Below are 15,743 nucleotides of genomic sequence, written 5' to 3'. Positions count from 1 at the left end.
GCATAACTTATGTACGAATACACCAGAAAAAACAAGCTAGGTTTGGGTTCAATACTTCTGATAATGCTTTTTATTTTTTCAATCATTGGTCTTGCAGTACTTTTTTTCATAAATAAAGGAAAATTCTGGGATATTCTGCCCATTACAAGTATAGTAATAATAATTTTAAGTCTTATCTTTGCTATATTTAATATGGCCAGGAGGGCTGAAGGTGGTTTTATTTTTATACTGTTTTTTATTATTTTTCTTGCCGGACTTGTCATATCAAGCATTTTTGGCCCATTTGCATTATCAAGGAATGCGCAAAAAGCGATTGATTCCGGAGATTACAGTACCGCAATCGATAATTATAATGAAATAATTGAAAATTATTCCACAGGCAAATATTATGGCGATTCACTAAAGGGGATTACTGCCGCATACCGGAAAACAGATGATCATGAAAATACTGTAAAATATATCAACCTGAGCATTGAGCAGGGTATTATTGACAAAGATGCTCTGGAAGTAAAAAACATACTTGCTGAATCATATGCAAAAATTGCCCAGAAAGCTTACGATGAAAAAAATTATGAAAAATCTGCAGTAAATTTTGTTCTTGCAATAAATATTTTTAAAGAAATAACAACAGAATTTCCCAGCAGCGACGAAGCTTTCATTTCTTCGTACAAGATACCTGATTATTTATTTAAAACAGCGGAAAGTCATATAAATACCGGAAATTATTTGCAAAGCATTGATCTGCTTAATGAACTGATTGAACAATATCATGAGAGCGAACTTGTTTCAAAAGCCAAAAAGCTGATCTTTGAAAGCTATATGAAAGAAATAAAAGCTCTTATTGAAGATGGCAGATACAAGGAAGCGCTGGATGAATACCGGCTGGCACAGAATATTGCGCTTAAAAATAATACGGATGTATCTGCCAATATTTATGATGAAAGTATTTATTCAAAAATACCCCCGGATATTCTTTCCGAGTATGCAATAAGCCTGACTCTTGATAAAAAGTATGAGGACGCCATTCATGTTTTTGATTATATTTTTATTAATTACCCGGACAGTTCAGAGAAAATTGCCGGATATTACTCTGCATGCAAGATCGAAACCATAAAAACTATGACTTTCATACCGCTTCCGGAGATAATATACAGGTTTAATATAAGAGATGAAATAAATTTCCAGCTTGATATTTCTAATAATACTGGTTCAGTAATAAATGTTTATTTCTACGGAAATACAGGTGAAATATACAAAATAAATCCCAAAACAAAAGCAGAAATAATAATTTCTGCAGATTCATATGAAATAGCTGTCGAATATGATGACAGTAATGATATCAGGCATTATGGTGAATTTGTTTTTGAAGCGGGAAAAAGATATATGCAGATATTTGCTCCCGCAGTCCTGGAATAAGATTGATTTTTTAAAAGAGTGCTGCTGTAAGCCTTTCAAACTGTTCCCAAACTGTCCCTTATAAGAGCTGACATGTTTGCATCAAGAAATCCTTCAACCTTGTTCCGATCAATGCTTCGGTCAATCCCGAGATTTTCCTCCATTTTTATCATTAAATCATTAAGCAAAGATGAAATAATTTTAACCCTGTCATTAAAAGTGCTTTCATCAATGTCCTTTAAGCTTTTTACCAGTTCATCAGCCTGACTATTCACACTATCATATTTTTCTTTTATAGCACCTGTAAAAACAGCTTTCTGCCAGAACCATCTTCCCCTGTTTTTCTGATTATAGTAATTAAAAAGACCAAAAAGGTAGTTTATATTTAATCCGTTTAATTCGCAGCTTTCCTTTAATATGGTCATCCTTTTTGTCATGTATTGTGCTTTTTTAAAATTTTGAAAATCTATCATAAGACTTCTCCTGTTCTTTATTATAATTAAAATTTAAAATTCTCAGATAATCATACCGGACAGGCTGAGTATTCAAAAAATAAGTCCGGATCATTTATGAACAATTATAACACTTTTAAATCTAAAAAATCTTTATTAAACAGTTAAAAAAAGTTGATGTTTTATATGCTTATTGCAATAATAATGTTTTTAAATATTTGCAGGGATAATAAAAGTGCAGAATTTTTATAATGATTATTCTGCAGATGCAGTAAACATAATTTATGGTTGCAGTTTTGATCTTTTTCATATAAATTTTGAAAGAACAAAAAATAGTTCACAGGGTTTGGAATTACCGGGAAAGGTAAATAATGAAGATTTTTCCATTATTGCCGGGGGAAGCATTGAAAGCGCAGAAGATGTTTTAAGAGTTCCGGACAGGAAAGCAGGTGCAGCTTCAATTACAGCTGCAACAGTAAAAAAAACCGGATCTTGTAAAAAACATTAAAATCAAATTGGAAAATAAAGAATCCGGAAGGCGGCAATAATCAGTACAGAAAATATAATTATCAAAAGAGACATAATAATAATAGGAGCAGGAATTGCAGGACTTGCAATATCAAGGCAGCTTGCAAGATACAAACTGGACATTGCTGTGCTGGATAAGGAATCGGATGCCGGCTGGGGAACGACCAAAGCAAACAGCGGCATAATTCACCCCGGTTATGCAGGTGAGCGAAATTCCCTAAAATATAAAATAAGTCATAAAGGAAACCGGCTTTTTAGAAAAAATGCTGATGAGCTTGGCATACATATAAAGAATATCGGCTCAATGTTAAATATATTCCATGATTATCAGATGGGGACTCTGGAAAATTTTCTTGAGCAGGGAAGAGCAAGCGGACTTTCGGGACTTAAAATAATAACTGACAGGCAGAAAATAAAAGAGCTTGAACCCAATATAAGCAGTAATGTGCGGGCAGCTCTTTTCGCTGGGGAGACATGCATCATATCACCTTACGGAGCTGCGATATCAATTTACGAAAACGCTTTAATGAACGGTGTTAATTTTTATTTTGATAATGAAGTAAAATCCATAGAACATATCACCGATCAGTCCGGTAGAAAACTTTTTATGATAAAAACAAAAAATCATTCACCCTATCAGCCTGATTATATTTTTCAGTCAGAAATAGTCATCAACGCAGCCGGTGTAGATTCTGCAGAGATAGCAAACATGATAGGGGATGATTCTTTTAAAATAAAAGCCTGCAGAGGCCAGTATATATTGTTTGATTCAGAGGCAGGAAATTTTGTAAAACATGTTAACTTCAAGTTGCCGGATTCTTCAAAAAGCAAAACAAAGGGTCTCCTTGTCACTCCGACTGTCAGTGGCAACTTTTTTGTCGGTCCTAATTATGAGCATATAACCGGCAGAGATCTTTCAACGACTTCTAAGAGTCTTGATGAAGTAAAAGAGAATGCCTCAAAAATGTTTGACAATATTCCTTTTGGAAAAGCTATTACTGAATTTGCCGGCCTGAGAGCAGTTTCTGATTCGGGTGATTTCATAATAAGCAATAGTGCTGTAAATAAAAATTTTATAAATGTCGCCGGAATCCAGTCACCCGGCCTGACATGTGCATTCATAATAGCAGAAATGGTTCCGGAAATTTTGAAAAATACAGGAATAAAAATGGTTAAAAATCGAAAATATATTCCTGAAAATAAAAACATTGAAAGACGTATTATAAAAAATGATGCAGCTGTAAATAAATCAGCAGATGCGGATGACACACAGAAATACGAGATAGTCTGCAGATGTGAAAAGGTCACCGAAGCTGAAATAGTTGACGCAGTAAGAAAAGGAGCATCCACAGTTGATGGCATAAAATTCAGGACCCGGGCAGGAATGGGCAGGTGCCAGGGCGGTTACTGTCTTTTAAAAGTTATGAGGATCATCTCGAGGGAACTGAAAATACCTTTCGAAAAAATAACAAAATGCGGCAAAGATTCATATATAGCAAAATATAAGATTTAATAAAATATGATTGCATCAGACAAAGAACAATATAAAAGCACTGACTGCAGCCTGGCTATAATAGGAGGCGGACCTGCAGGATTATCGGCTGCTGTAAAAGCCTGGGAACTTGGCATAAAAGATATAGTAATCATTGAAAGAGAACATTACCTGGGAGGGATACTGCCTCAATGCATACATAGTGGTTTCGGAACAAGAGTTTTTAATGAAGAACTGACAGGCCCGGAATATTCCCAGAGATTCATAGATCTTGTAAGCAAGACACAGATCAGAATTATTAAAGATACTTTCGCTTTATCAGTCAGTAATTCTGATTCCGGAAAAATCAACACACTAACGACGGGTAAAAAATATGGTCTTTTAAATATAAGTTCCGGATCCCTGATACTTGCAACAGGATGCAGGGAAAGAACAAGGGGACAGATACTGATTCCGGGAAGCAGGCCTGCCGGTGTTTTTACTGCAGGCTTTATCCAAAGACTTGTAAATATAGAAGGATATCTTCCGGGAAAGAAAATAGTCATTCTTGGTTCAGGAGACATAGGACTTATAATGGCAAGGCGCTTAAAGCTGGAGGGTTGCGATGTCAGAGGGGTATTTGAACTTATGCCTTTTTCAACAGGGCTTAAAAGGAATATCGTCCAATGTCTTGATGATTATGATATCCCTTTGAACTTAAGCCATACAGTCACAAAAATTAAAGGGGGAAGATCTCTTTCGTCAGTTGAGATATCGCAAGTAGACAATAATCTCAAACCGGTAAAAGGTACGGAAAGAAATATTAAATGCGATACTCTTCTGCTTTCCGTAGGACTTATCCCGGAAAACGAGATTGCAAAAACAGCGGGTGTTCTTATTGATAAAAACACTCAGGGTCCGGAAGTGGATGAAAAATTCCAGACTAATATAGATGGAATTTTTTCATGCGGTAATTCTCTTTTTGTAAATGACCTGGTCGATAATGTGACAGAGGACGCATATATCGCTGCCGAAAAAGCTTTTGATTACCTTAACAATAAAAAAATCAGAGGCAATATTTCAGTAAGAATACTTCCCGGTGAAAATATTGCCCAGATAATTCCGCAAATAATAACTTCTCTTGAAGATGTAAGCATATGGGTAAGAGCAAAGAAGCCGTTTAAAAATGCAGATTTTGACATTTATCCGGATAATAAGAAAGATACCTGCAATAATAATCCTGAAAATGGTTTTAAGGGAAAAATATTGTTCTCAAAAAGATTAAGATATGTTTTCCCCGGTGAGCTTATAAAAATAAAAATATCAAAAGAAAATCTGAAAAATATAACTGAGACTGCGGGAGGGTCTGATATCAAAGCATCAATAAATATAAAATAGTTTTTATAATAAATTCATCAGTAGTTAAATGAGCGATTACGATAAAATATTTGCTAATTAAGTTAAAATATAAAAATGGAGAATAAAAAGTTAACATGTATAAACTGCCCGGAAGGATGTGTTCTTGACATAATTGTCAACAGTGGCAAAATCTCTTCCATTTCCGGGAATAAGTGTAAAAAAGGACTGTCATTTGCTGAAAATGAAATATTCAGTCCGACCAGGATTTTAACGACAATAGTCGCAATAGATTCAGAGGATTATCGCAGGCTTCCTGTCAGAAGCAGTATTGCGGTTCCAAAAAAAGATATTTTCAAAATTATTAAAGAACTCAAAAAAATAAAAGTAAAAGCTCCTGTCAGAATGGGAGAAATTATCCTTAAAATAAATAATAATGGCTCCCAGACCTCAATAATAGCCAGTATGACCATAGAAAAATAACTGACAGAATTTTTTAAACATATTTAAAGTTCAGCTGCTTCGTTTCTTAATCCAGTCCAGCACATCTTCATAAACTTTTTCTTTTCCGGTTTCATTTAAGATTTCATGACGAAATCCTTCATAGAATTTCATCTGTATGTCTGAAACTCCGATTCTGATGTAGTCCCTGTATACTCTTTTTACGCCTTTGGTAAAATTGCCTACCGGGTCTTTTTCACCTGAAATCAGCAGAACAGGCAGATCCCTGTTAAAACTTTTTATATTCTTAAAATTGTTGACTTTTTCAATACCTCCGGCAAGATCCCTAAAAAAGGAAGCGCTGAAAACAGAACCACAGTAAGGATCTTCAATGTATTTATTGACATTATCATTATTGGAGCTCAGCCAGTCATATTCGGTTCTGTTTGGCCTGAAATTTTTATTATATTTTCCAAAAGACATATCATGCAGAAGCCTGCTTTTCCCATCTGCTCCTCTTTTGCTGATTTCTGATTTAAATATAAGTTTTCCTATTTGCCCCATCAGCCCCAGTCCGCATCCTGTGCCGGATAATATTATTCCTCTCAGATCCCCGGAAAAATACTCATCATTATTCAGTGCAATATCCCTTATGATAAATGTCCCCATACTGTGTCCGAGAGCAAATAAAGGTTTTGCGGGACATTGTTTTTTTGCTTCTTCTTTCATTTTTAAAAAATCCTTAACCATTATTTCCCAACCATTTTCACCGGAAACAAAGCCTACTTTATCGGTACTTCCTGCTGTCTTTCCATGACCTCTGTGGTCATTGGCAAATACTGCAAATGAATTTTTGTTTAAAAAATTTGCAAAATCATCATATCTTTCACTATGCTCAGCCATCCCGTGAGCAATGAGCACGATACCGGTAATTTCTTTTTCAGGAATCCATTTGAAATAATATATTTTTGTTCCGTCGTCTGCCAAAAAATAATCTGACCATTTTGACATATCAAACTCCTTTGTTAAAAAAGACTGTTTGTCAAATATTTTAACTTAAAAATAAAATATAAGTTTTAATTGAAAAATAAATACTCAAAATAAAAAAGCGACTGTAATTCTTAGATAAAACCTTTTATGGTTTCAGAGCTAATATCAAGTCGCTTTAAAATAAGAACCAAACTATATAAATAAATTAATCTAATTAATTATAATTATAATTAGAAAAAAGTATTTGTTTTAAGATTAGTACCTTCTGCTACCGAAATTTCCCTGATGTCTGTCTTTCTGTGGACGAGCTTCATCAACAATTAGTGTACGTCCTTCAAATGACACTCCGTTTAGAGCTTCCTTGGCTTTTTCTGCTTCTTCTACAGAACCCATCTCAACAAAGCCAAAACCTTTGTTTCCGATAAGATTAACAGTATTTACCTGACCATGCTCTGAGAACAGTTTTTCAACCTGTTCTTCTGTTACGGAATAAGTAAGATTTCCGACATAAAGTTTGTTACCCTGCATTTTTACCTCCTATGCAAATATTAAATTCTCCACGCTTCATAATATTTCTTTCGAGAGGTATCCGAAAAGTAACCGATCCGAACTCATACTTAAAATATCATTACACAAGAGAAAGTTAAGTATATTGTTAATATATTAATTTTGTCAAATAATATTTGAATTGTATTAATAGGCTTAATCGATAATCTAACCTCAAAGTGAAAATATGCCGTTTATAATCAGATTATTGAATTAAATAACTTTTCAAAAATTACTTTAACAATCTAATAAAATATTAGTATAATATTATGCAATTAAATAATAATATGACCTAATTCCTCAAAATAAGCAGGATATTAAAAAAATAAGTTTCTATTAGCCTAAAATTTTCTCGATGGATAGCTCAAAATACGGAAAAATATATTATGCCCATAGCTTGAAAGGAAGACCTTCTTGTGAGTGGCAGAAGCTTAAAGACCATCTAAGAAATGTTGCTAAACTTGCTCGGAAGTTTGCGGAGTCTTTTGGAGGCGGTGATTGGGCTGAACTAGCCGGATGGATGCATGATATCGGCAAATATTCACAAGAATTTCAGGACATGCTAATTAAAACAACTGACAATAATATTAATGCTGAAGCAAAAATATCACATCCAGATCATTCAACTGCTGGAGCACAGGAAATCAATAAATTATTCTCAAATGGTTTTGGCAAGCTGCTGGCTTATACAGTAGCTGGTCATCATTCCGGATTACTGGATGGCAAATCAAATGAGGCCTGTCTTGATGATAGGTTAAAGAAGAAAAATATCCCTGACTATTCTGCATATTTAACCGAGATGCTTGAATTCAATTCCAATATTAAATCATTACCTTTTAACCTTGCCAAGGGCAATAATGAACGTATTGCTTTTCAATTACAACTCTTTGTAAGAATGATTTTCTCCTGCCTCGTTGATGCAGATTATTTAGATACTGAAGCATTCATGAGTAAAGATACTGCATTGCTTAGAGGCAGCTGCATCAAACTTCCCGAAATGAATCTTAAATTAAATAAAGCATTAGATGACATATCCTCTAGAGCACCTGATACTTTAATAAATAAATACCGTAAAGATATTTTGAAACAATGTATAGCAGCGGCAGATAATATGCCAGGGCTATTTTCTTTAACTGTTCCTACCGGAGGAGGTAAAACTTTATCATCGCTTGCTTTTGCTGTAAAACATGCCTTGAAATATGGAATGAATAGAATTATTTATGTTATTCCATATACCAGCATAATTGAACAGAATGCAGACATTTTTAGGAAAATATTTGGCAATGAAGCAGTATTGGAGCATCATAGCAATATTAAAATCAATGATGATGACTATAAATTTCAGCTGGCGATTGAAAATTGGGATGCTTCTTTAATTGTTACCACAAATGTGCAGTTTTTTGAATCTCTTTTCCATAACAGAACTTCAAAATGTCGCCGGATACATAATATTGCAAATAGCATTGTTATTTTGGATGAAGCTCAAATGCTCCCCATACATTTATTGAAACCTTGTATTGAAATTTTAAGACAATTAACTGATTCATACAAAACTACGATTGTCTTATGTACGGCAACACAGCCGGCTCTTTTAAAAAATGATGAATTTGTAAATGGGTTGGAAAATGTAAGTGAAATAATTTCTGATCCGGAAAGGCTATATAAAAATTTTAGGCGGGTTGAAATAAATTATCTTTCCAAAAAACAGCAAAAAACCACCGATAAAGAACTGATAAAAAAGATTCTGGGTTTTAAACAGGTCTTATGTGTCGTTAATACCCGCTGTCATGCAAGAGAACTGTATGAGCAAATAGATGATAAAGACGGTTTATATCATTTAAGTGCATTAATGTGCCCCATTCATCGTTCGGAAATTATTCAAAAGATAAAAGATGATCTCAAAAGTAATAAAAAATGTAGAGTTGTCAGCACACAATTGATAGAAGCAGGGGTAGATATAGATTTTCCAGTAGTTTTCCGTTCAATTGCTGGTATTGACTCTATTGCTCAATCTGCTGGCAGATGTAATAGAGAGGGTAGCCTTCCTATAGGAAAAGTATATGTTTTTTATCCGGAAAAAACTTTGCCTGTAGGGTTTTTACGTCAAGGAGCAGAAGAAGCAAATGCAATAATGAGAAAATACAGTGATATATTGTCCATGGAAGCAATAAATGAATATTTTCGTAATTTATACTGGATAAATGAAGATAAGTTAGATAAGGGAAAAATATTGGAGAAACTCTCTGAAGAGGTTGGGTCAATCAATTTCCCTTTTAGAGAAATAACAGAAGATTTTAAAATCATAGATAAGGATATGGAATCAGTAATCATTCCATATAATGATGATGCGAAAAGAATTATCAAGCAATTGCGTTATGCTGAATTTACAAAAAAATTAGCACGCAAAGCACAAAGGTTTAGTGTGCAAATATATCCACAAATTTTAAGAAAACTAGAAAACATTTCTATAGAAAGAATAAGAGATAATTTTTTAGTTTTAATCAATGAGGATTTATACCGTAAAGATATTGGATTAAATTATGATGATCCTGTGTTTAGGGAAGCTGAAAATAATATTTTTTAGTATTCATGAAAGAAGGAGGTCTTTGTGTTTGGTATTAAGTTAAAAGTGTGGGGCGATTATGCATGTTTTACAAGACCGGAAATGAAAGCGGAACGTGTTAGCTATGATGTTATTACGCCTTCAGCTGCCCGGGGTATTTTAGAGGCAATTTACTGGAAGCCCTCTATTAGTTGGGTTATTGACCAGATACATGTAATAAATCCTATCAAATTTGATAATGTCAGGCGTAATGAAATTGGTTCAGGAGGAAATGTCGGTACAAAAATCTCAATCAGTAAAGTTATGGGCGCTATTAAAAACAGTGCGACAGCCATTGAGATTTATATAGAAGATGTACGCCAACAAAGAGCTTCTTTGGTTCTTAGAAATGTATGCTATATTATTGAAGCACATTTTGAAATTCTCGGTGATGAGGATAATAATCCCGTAAAACATAAAGAAATGTTTGAACGCAGAGCAAGAAAAGGACAGTGTTTTCATAGGCCTTATTTTGGCTGCAGAGAATTTCCTGTTCATTTTGAATTAATAGACACCGAGATTCCTGAATCAGAACTAAAAGGAACTAATGTTGACTTAGGATGGATGCTTCACGATATAGACTTTAAAAACAATATGGAGCCAAAGTTCTTCAGAGCACAAATGGTTGATGGGATTATAAATGTTCCTCCGTTTAAAAAAGGAGGCATCCAATGATTATTCAAGCGCTAAATGCATATTATGAGCGACTGAAACAAAATGCAAATTCTGATATTCCTGATTTCGGTTTTTCCAATGAAAAAATTCATTTTGCTTTGGTTCTAGATTCATCGGGAAAGCTTGTTGATGTTAGAGACCTAAGAGAAAGAGAGGGCAAAAAGAATGTTCCAAAACTATTGGAAGTTCCTTCTGCCAGTAAAAAAACATCGGGGATAGATCCTAATTTTATGTGGGGCAATACGGGATATGTATTGGGGGCTGACAGCAAAGAACATAAAGATAAAGACAGACCTTATAAAATGTTTAAGGAATTTAAAAATTTCCAACATACTTTGGGAGATAAGATAAATGATATCGGAATGAATTCTGTTTTAAAATTTCTTGACTCCTGGCAACCGGCAGAAGCTATCAAATTGACATATTGGGAAGAAATGTCGGGAACAAATGTGGTTTTTAAATTAGATAACGAAAATAAATACATACATGAACATTCATCTATTAGGGAAGAGTGGGTAAAATATTATCAGAATAATCAATCAGATTATAAAGCCTTTTGCCTTGTCAGTGGACAAAGAAGTCCAATTGCTAGACTGCACCAGAGCATTAAAGGTGTAAAGAATGCTCAATCATCAGGTGCATCTATAGTATCCTTTAACCAGGATTCTTTTTGTTCATATAATAAAGAACAAAGCTTTAATGCTCCGGTTAGTGAAAAAATAGTTTTTAATTATACAACTGTACTAAACCAGCTTTTAAGATTCAATAGTAGACAAAATATACAGATAGGAGATGCGAGTACTGTATTTTGGGCCGAGGAAGAAACACCCATGGAAGGATTTCTTAAAGATGTTCTTGATCCTCAGGATAGTCAGATTAATAAAGGAAATATTCGCAGATTTTTGGAAGCTATTCGTGAAGGAAAAATGCCAAAAGATATTGAAAACACAAGAAACATGAAATTTTATATCCTGGGTTTGTCGCCAAATGCAGGACGGTTGTCTGTGCGTTTCTGGTATATTAATACCGTTGAAGATATCTGTAATAAAATTGGTCAGCATTTTAAAGATTTGTCTATTGCCAAGAATTATGAAGAAGATCCTGAATTTCCCGGTATGTGGCATTTGCTCCGCGAACTAGCTCCGCAAAGGGAAATAGACAGGCTTTCACCACTGCTTGCCGGCTTGTTTATGAGAGCAATTCTGACAGGTGAAAGATATCCGTCAAACTTATTGTCGATAATAATAAATCGTATTCGGGCTGAACAGTCTTCAAAGAATAAAATAACAGGTAAGCCTGTTGAAAATGTTACATATTTGCGAGCTTCGATGATAAAAGCATATCTAGTCAGAAATAATAGAATTAGAAATTCAAACGAAAGAGAGGTAGTTGGTATGGTTCTTAATAAGGAAGAAAAAAACATCGGGTATCGGCTTGGAAGGCTTTTTGCTGTACTTGAGAAAGCACAGAAAGATGCTGTTCCGGGTGCAAATTCCACAATAAAAGACAGATATTACGGTTCAGCTTCTTCCACACCGGTGATTGTTTTTCCTCAATTGCTAAGCTTGGCCCAACATCATATTCAGAAATCAGATTATGGGGCAAATACAGACAAAAATATAGAAAGTATTTTGCAGGATATCCGGAAATTTCCAGCACATTTAAGCCTGGAAGATCAAGGAATGTTTGCTTTAGGTTACTACCATCAGAAACAAGATTTTTATAAGAAATCAGAAAAAAAGGAGGAATAGGCTATGAATAATTTAATTAAAAACCGATATGAGTTTGTGTATTTGTTTGATGTTGAAAACGGTAATCCCAATGGTGATCCTGATTCAGGCAATATGCCTCGTATTGATCCTGAAACTAGTTTTGGAATTGTTACAGATGTTTGTTTAAAAAGAAAGATACGTAATTATATTGATATAGTAAAGAAAAACGAATCTCCATATAAAATTTATGTCAGAGAAAAAGCTGTGCTTACTACAGAAAGAAAAGATGCCTATGAAGCTCTTTCTGTAAAAGATAAGGAAGACAAACTTAAATCAGCAGATCTGGGACGTATATTTATGTGCAAAAACTATTTTGATATTCGAGCATTTGGTGCAGTCATGTCTGTCAAAGAGAATAATTGCGGTCAGGTTCGTGGTCCCGTACAGCTTAATTTTGCCAGAAGTATTGAAAGTATTGTTCCTTTAGAAGTAACTATCACAAGAATGGCAGTTGAAACAGAGGGGGAAAGAGAGAAAGAAAGAATGATGGGACGTAAACACATAGTCCCTTATGGATTGTATAGAGCTGAAGGATATATATCTGCTTTTTTGGCAGAGCAAACAGAATTCAATAATGATGATTTAGAATTATTATGGGAAGCGCTAATAAATATGTTTGACCATGATCATTCTGCTGCACGTGGAAAGATGAATGCCCGTAAACTATTCGTATTTAAACATAGTTCACAACTAGGCGATGCACCCGCACAAAAATTGTTTGATTTAATTTCTATAAATCGGTCAGATGATTCAATAAAGCCAGCTAGAACATTTAACGACTATGTCGTATCAGTAAATAAGTCAGCAATTCCAGATAGGGTTTTATTGGAAGAAAAGTTATAGCATGTATTCCGAAGAAGAATTCTTACAATTATCAGCATTGCAACATTTTGTTTTCTGTAAACGACAATGTGCTTTGATACATATTGAACAAATGTGGTCTGAGAATGTTTTTACTGCGGAAGGCAGAGCTATGCATGAAAATGTTCATAAAGAACGTGACGAAATCCAGGCTGGTATTAAAATTGTACGGGGCATGGCTTTACACTCTTTTAAGCTAGGATTAAGCGGCAAAACCGACATAGTGGAACTTCATAAAACAAAATACAATATCTTGAAGCCGTTCCCGGTTGAATATAAACGTGGCAAACCAAAAACAGATGATAGTGACAAGATACAGCTATGCGCACAAGCTATTTGCCTTGAAGAAATGATGAAAGTTGAGATAGATAGCGGAGCAATATTTTATGGAAAAACAAGACATAGGCTTAACGTCGTATTTGATGACCTGCTTCGCCAAAAAACTCAGGAAACGGCGGAAAAACTGCATATTTTTATTGAAGAAGGCAAAACCCCTCTGCCAGTTTATAACACCAGATGTAAATCCTGTTCGTTTATTGATGAGTGTCTCCCAAAAATAATAAGTAAAACTACTTCGGTTCAGGACTATTTGCTAAAAGAAATAGAAAAATCATGAAAAAATATTTAAATACCTTATTTATTACTACACAGGGATCATATCTTTCAAAAGAAGGTGAAACAATAGTCGTATCTGTTAACAAAGAAATAAAACTTCAGATACCAATACACACTATTTGGGGTATTGTTTGCTTTGGACAAGTTTCAATGAGTCCATACCTTATGGGTTTTTGCGCAGAAAATAAAGTGGCCGTAAGTTTTTTAACCGAATACGGTCATTTTCTTGCAAGCATTCAAGGCAAAGTGTCCGGCAATGTTTTACTTAGAAGAGAACAGTACCGTTGGGCAGACGATATAAAATCTTCTATACAAATAGCAAAATTTATTATTATGGGAAAAATATCAAACTGCCGTACAGTTTTACAACGCGCATTAAGAGACCATGCAGATAAATTAAATATCCGTGAACTGGAAGAAGCTTCGAAACAACTTAAGCTATATATCAGCAAAATTCAAAATATTAGAAATCTTGATGAGCTCAGAGGAATAGAAGGTTTATCGGCCAATACTTATTTTGGGGTTTTTAATCATTTGATAGTTTCACAAAAAAATAATTTTAAGTTTGAAAAGAGAAGCAGACGTCCTCCTTTAGATGAAGTAAACTGCCTGTTATCTTTCTTATACACCCTTCTAATGCATGATATTCGTTCTGCTCTGGAAAGTGTTGGATTAGATTCATGTGTCGGATTTTTACACCGAGACAGACCAGGACGACCAGGTTTAGCACTGGATATAATGGAGGAATTCAGACCATTTTTAGCAGACAGACTTGCTCTTTCCCTTATTAACAGAGAGCAGATTCGAAAGAAAAATTTTAAAAAAATGGAATCAGGTGCAGTTTTTATTAATGATGATATTCGTAAAGAGATACTGATAGCCTATCAGAAAAGAAAACAAGAAGAAATAATGCATCCTTATCTAAAAGAAAGGGTACCAATAGGAATGCTGTTTCATCTTCAGGCAATGTTTTTGGCACGGTATCTGAGAGGAGATATTGATGGATACCCTGTTTTCATCTGGAAATAAGTCAGGATAAAAATATGCTTGTTTTGATCAGCTACGATGTAAATACGAAAAGTACCGGAGGGCAACGCCGATTACGTCACGTTGCCAAGATTTGCGAGAATTATGGCCAGCGTGTACAGTTTTCGATTTTTGAATGCATTGTTGATCCATCTCAATGGGTTAAGATACGTAAAGAGCTAATCAAAAAAATTGATCCCGAAAAGGATAGTCTGCGATTTTACTTTCTTGGCTCAAATTGGAAGCATAAAATTGAGCATATAGGAGCCAAGGAAACCGTGGATTTTGAAGGCCCCCTGGTAATTTAATTTAATAATGGTTTGTCTAAAAACACAATTGCGAATCTATAGTGATAGAGCTGATAAACTTTACATTCGCATTCTGCAGATTTAGAGGGTAAAATGCGTATATGCGGATCATTTAATTACTTATGATTAATTTAAGAGATCTTAAAAATCTAAGGTTCGCAAAAATAGATAAAATATTGCCTTATAATAAAGTTAATTATTGAATTATAGATAAGGCACTGTCGCACCCCGTGCGGGTGCGTGGATTGAAACTTTACCACGTTAAGCAGCACGGTGTCATTTATAAACGTCGCACCCCGTGCGGGTGCGTGGATTGAAACAAATTTATTTACCAGAGACCAGTTGGAATTAGATAGTCGCACCCCGTGCGGGTGCGTGGATTGAAACGTTAACAATCGAACAGGTGTTTGGGGCTATTAACGTCGCACCCCGTGCGGGTGCGTGGATTGAAACAAGAGCCGAATTATTAGAGGCATGGAGAGCTTATGTCGCACCCCGTGCGGGTGCGTGGATTGAAACAGCTATATTGAAAGCCTTAAATACCACATTGACGTCGCACCCCGTGCGGGTGCGTGGATTGAAACAGCACAAGGTATATACCTTGTGTTATCATGTAGTCATGTCGCACCCCGTGCGGGTGCGTGGATTGAAACAAGGTCGTGCAGCGGCAATTACCACTTAACAGAAGTCGCACCCCGTGCGGGT

The 15,743-nt window shown here is 34.9% G+C and carries 15 protein-coding genes and 1 CRISPR repeat array; of the genes, 12 read left to right on the top strand and 3 right to left on the bottom strand.

From position 1 onward, the window contains the following. Positions 1 to 9: 9 nt before the first annotated feature. Positions 10 to 1,416, top strand: coding sequence for a tetratricopeptide repeat protein (locus GXZ93_03855; protein ID HHT78915.1), 1,407 nt, complete (start codon positions 10 to 12; stop codon positions 1,414 to 1,416). A 35-nt stretch (positions 1,417 to 1,451) separates the two neighbouring features. Here GXZ93_03855 and GXZ93_03850 read toward each other — a convergent pair whose 3' ends face one another. Next, the gene (locus tag GXZ93_03850) at positions 1,452 to 1,868 is read right to left on the bottom strand and encodes a hypothetical protein (GenBank protein ID HHT78914.1); all 417 of its coding nucleotides are present in this window, start codon (positions 1,866 to 1,868) and stop codon (positions 1,452 to 1,454) included. Positions 1,869 to 2,082: 214 nt separating this feature from the next. Between GXZ93_03850 and GXZ93_03845 the strand changes: the two genes are divergently transcribed. The 4 genes from GXZ93_03845 (at position 2,083) to GXZ93_03830 (ending at position 5,685) form a co-directional block, all read left to right on the top strand. Further along, positions 2,083 to 2,355, top strand: coding sequence for a hypothetical protein (locus GXZ93_03845; protein HHT78913.1), 273 nt, complete (start codon positions 2,083 to 2,085; stop codon positions 2,353 to 2,355). 147 nt (positions 2,356 to 2,502) lie between these two features. After that, on the top strand, positions 2,503 to 3,888 hold the full coding sequence (locus tag GXZ93_03840) for an FAD-dependent oxidoreductase (protein HHT78912.1): 1,386 nt from the start codon (positions 2,503 to 2,505) through the stop codon (positions 3,886 to 3,888). Positions 3,889 to 3,894: 6 nt separating this feature from the next. Continuing rightward, positions 3,895 to 5,244 carry an FAD-dependent oxidoreductase gene (locus GXZ93_03835; protein ID HHT78911.1) on the top strand — a complete coding sequence of 450 codons (1,350 nt, stop codon included), beginning with the start codon at positions 3,895 to 3,897 and terminating at the stop codon, positions 5,242 to 5,244. A gap of 75 nt (positions 5,245 to 5,319) precedes the next feature. Then, positions 5,320 to 5,685 carry a DUF1667 domain-containing protein gene (locus GXZ93_03830; GenBank protein ID HHT78910.1) on the top strand — a complete coding sequence of 122 codons (366 nt, stop codon included), beginning with the start codon at positions 5,320 to 5,322 and terminating at the stop codon, positions 5,683 to 5,685. Positions 5,686 to 5,715: 30 nt separating this feature from the next. On the opposite strand, the gene GXZ93_03825 is transcribed toward GXZ93_03830, so the two are convergent. Together GXZ93_03825 and GXZ93_03820 are read right to left on the bottom strand one after the other, a co-directional pair. Continuing rightward, positions 5,716 to 6,654, bottom strand: a complete 939-nt coding sequence (locus tag GXZ93_03825) for an alpha/beta hydrolase (GenBank protein HHT78909.1) — start codon at positions 6,652 to 6,654, stop codon at positions 5,716 to 5,718. Between the two features lie 234 nt (positions 6,655 to 6,888). Further along, complete coding sequence (locus GXZ93_03820; GenBank protein HHT78908.1) at positions 6,889 to 7,161, bottom strand: RNA-binding protein; 273 nt, start codon at positions 7,159 to 7,161, stop codon at positions 6,889 to 6,891. A gap of 373 nt (positions 7,162 to 7,534) precedes the next feature. Here GXZ93_03820 and cas3 point away from each other — a divergent pair, with 373 nt between their 5' ends. The 7 genes from cas3 to cas2 are packed head-to-tail and all read left to right on the top strand — an operon-like array spanning position 7,535 to position 15,038. After that, on the top strand, positions 7,535 to 9,763 hold the full coding sequence (gene cas3 / locus GXZ93_03815) for a CRISPR-associated helicase Cas3' (protein HHT78907.1): 2,229 nt from the start codon (positions 7,535 to 7,537) through the stop codon (positions 9,761 to 9,763). 24 nt (positions 9,764 to 9,787) lie between these two features. Beyond that, positions 9,788 to 10,456 (top strand): type I-C CRISPR-associated protein Cas5, encoded by a 669-nt coding sequence (cas5c, locus tag GXZ93_03810; protein ID HHT78906.1) that lies wholly within the window; start codon positions 9,788 to 9,790, stop codon positions 10,454 to 10,456. Further along, on the top strand, positions 10,453 to 12,207 hold the full coding sequence (gene cas8c, locus GXZ93_03805; protein HHT78905.1) for a type I-C CRISPR-associated protein Cas8c/Csd1: 1,755 nt from the start codon (positions 10,453 to 10,455) through the stop codon (positions 12,205 to 12,207). The genes cas5c and cas8c overlap by 4 nt, the downstream gene beginning before the upstream one ends. Before the next feature lie 3 nt (positions 12,208 to 12,210). After that, positions 12,211 to 13,071 carry a type I-C CRISPR-associated protein Cas7/Csd2 gene (gene cas7c / locus GXZ93_03800; GenBank protein ID HHT78904.1) on the top strand — a complete coding sequence of 287 codons (861 nt, stop codon included), beginning with the start codon at positions 12,211 to 12,213 and terminating at the stop codon, positions 13,069 to 13,071. A 1-nt stretch (position 13,072) separates the two neighbouring features. Beyond that, positions 13,073 to 13,705: a CRISPR-associated protein Cas4 gene (cas4, locus tag GXZ93_03795; GenBank protein ID HHT78903.1), complete on the top strand. Its 633-nt coding sequence runs from the start codon at positions 13,073 to 13,075 to the stop codon at positions 13,703 to 13,705. After that, positions 13,702 to 14,733: a type I-C CRISPR-associated endonuclease Cas1 gene (gene cas1c, locus GXZ93_03790; GenBank protein HHT78902.1), complete on the top strand. Its 1,032-nt coding sequence runs from the start codon at positions 13,702 to 13,704 to the stop codon at positions 14,731 to 14,733. Before cas4 ends, cas1c begins: the two co-directional genes overlap by 4 nt. Positions 14,734 to 14,747: 14 nt before the next feature. Further along, the gene (gene cas2, locus GXZ93_03785; GenBank protein HHT78901.1) at positions 14,748 to 15,038 is read left to right on the top strand and encodes a CRISPR-associated endonuclease Cas2; all 291 of its coding nucleotides are present in this window, start codon (positions 14,748 to 14,750) and stop codon (positions 15,036 to 15,038) included. 220 nt (positions 15,039 to 15,258) lie between these two features. Continuing rightward, positions 15,259 to 15,691: direct repeats of the CRISPR family, unit length 32 nt; unit sequence GTCGCACCCCGTGCGGGTGCGTGGATTGAAAC. Positions 15,692 to 15,743: the final 52 nt, after the last annotated feature.

The sequence above is a fragment of the Actinomycetota bacterium genome (genome assembly GCA_012837825.1).
In the GTDB taxonomy this organism is placed as follows: domain Bacteria; phylum Actinomycetota; class Humimicrobiia; order Humimicrobiales; family Humimicrobiaceae; genus Humimicrobium.
Note: the sequence above shows the minus strand (reverse complement) of the source record. Positions and strands in the feature narration are given on the sequence as shown.

Excerpts from the sequence above, each read along its gene's own strand:
- GXZ93_03820 (HHT78908.1), bottom strand. The coding sequence starts at position 7,161 with ATGCAGGGTAACAAACTTTATGTCGGAAATCTTACTTATTCCGTAACA.
- GXZ93_03855 (HHT78915.1), top strand. The coding sequence starts at position 10 with ATGTACGAATACACCAGAAAAAACAAGCTAGGTTTGGGTTCAATACTT.
- cas2 (HHT78901.1), top strand. The coding sequence starts at position 14,748 with ATGCTTGTTTTGATCAGCTACGATGTAAATACGAAAAGTACCGGAGGG.
- cas3 (HHT78907.1), top strand. The coding sequence starts at position 7,535 with ATGGATAGCTCAAAATACGGAAAAATATATTATGCCCATAGCTTGAAA.
- GXZ93_03830 (HHT78910.1), top strand. The coding sequence starts at position 5,320 with ATGGAGAATAAAAAGTTAACATGTATAAACTGCCCGGAAGGATGTGTT.
- GXZ93_03835 (HHT78911.1), top strand. The coding sequence starts at position 3,895 with ATGATTGCATCAGACAAAGAACAATATAAAAGCACTGACTGCAGCCTG.
- cas1c (HHT78902.1), top strand. The coding sequence starts at position 13,702 with ATGAAAAAATATTTAAATACCTTATTTATTACTACACAGGGATCATAT.
- GXZ93_03850 (HHT78914.1), bottom strand. The coding sequence starts at position 1,868 with ATGATAGATTTTCAAAATTTTAAAAAAGCACAATACATGACAAAAAGG.
- cas8c (HHT78905.1), top strand. The coding sequence starts at position 10,453 with ATGATTATTCAAGCGCTAAATGCATATTATGAGCGACTGAAACAAAAT.
- cas4 (HHT78903.1), top strand. The coding sequence starts at position 13,073 with ATGTATTCCGAAGAAGAATTCTTACAATTATCAGCATTGCAACATTTT.
- cas7c (HHT78904.1), top strand. The coding sequence starts at position 12,211 with ATGAATAATTTAATTAAAAACCGATATGAGTTTGTGTATTTGTTTGAT.
- GXZ93_03825 (HHT78909.1), bottom strand. The coding sequence starts at position 6,654 with ATGTCAAAATGGTCAGATTATTTTTTGGCAGACGACGGAACAAAAATA.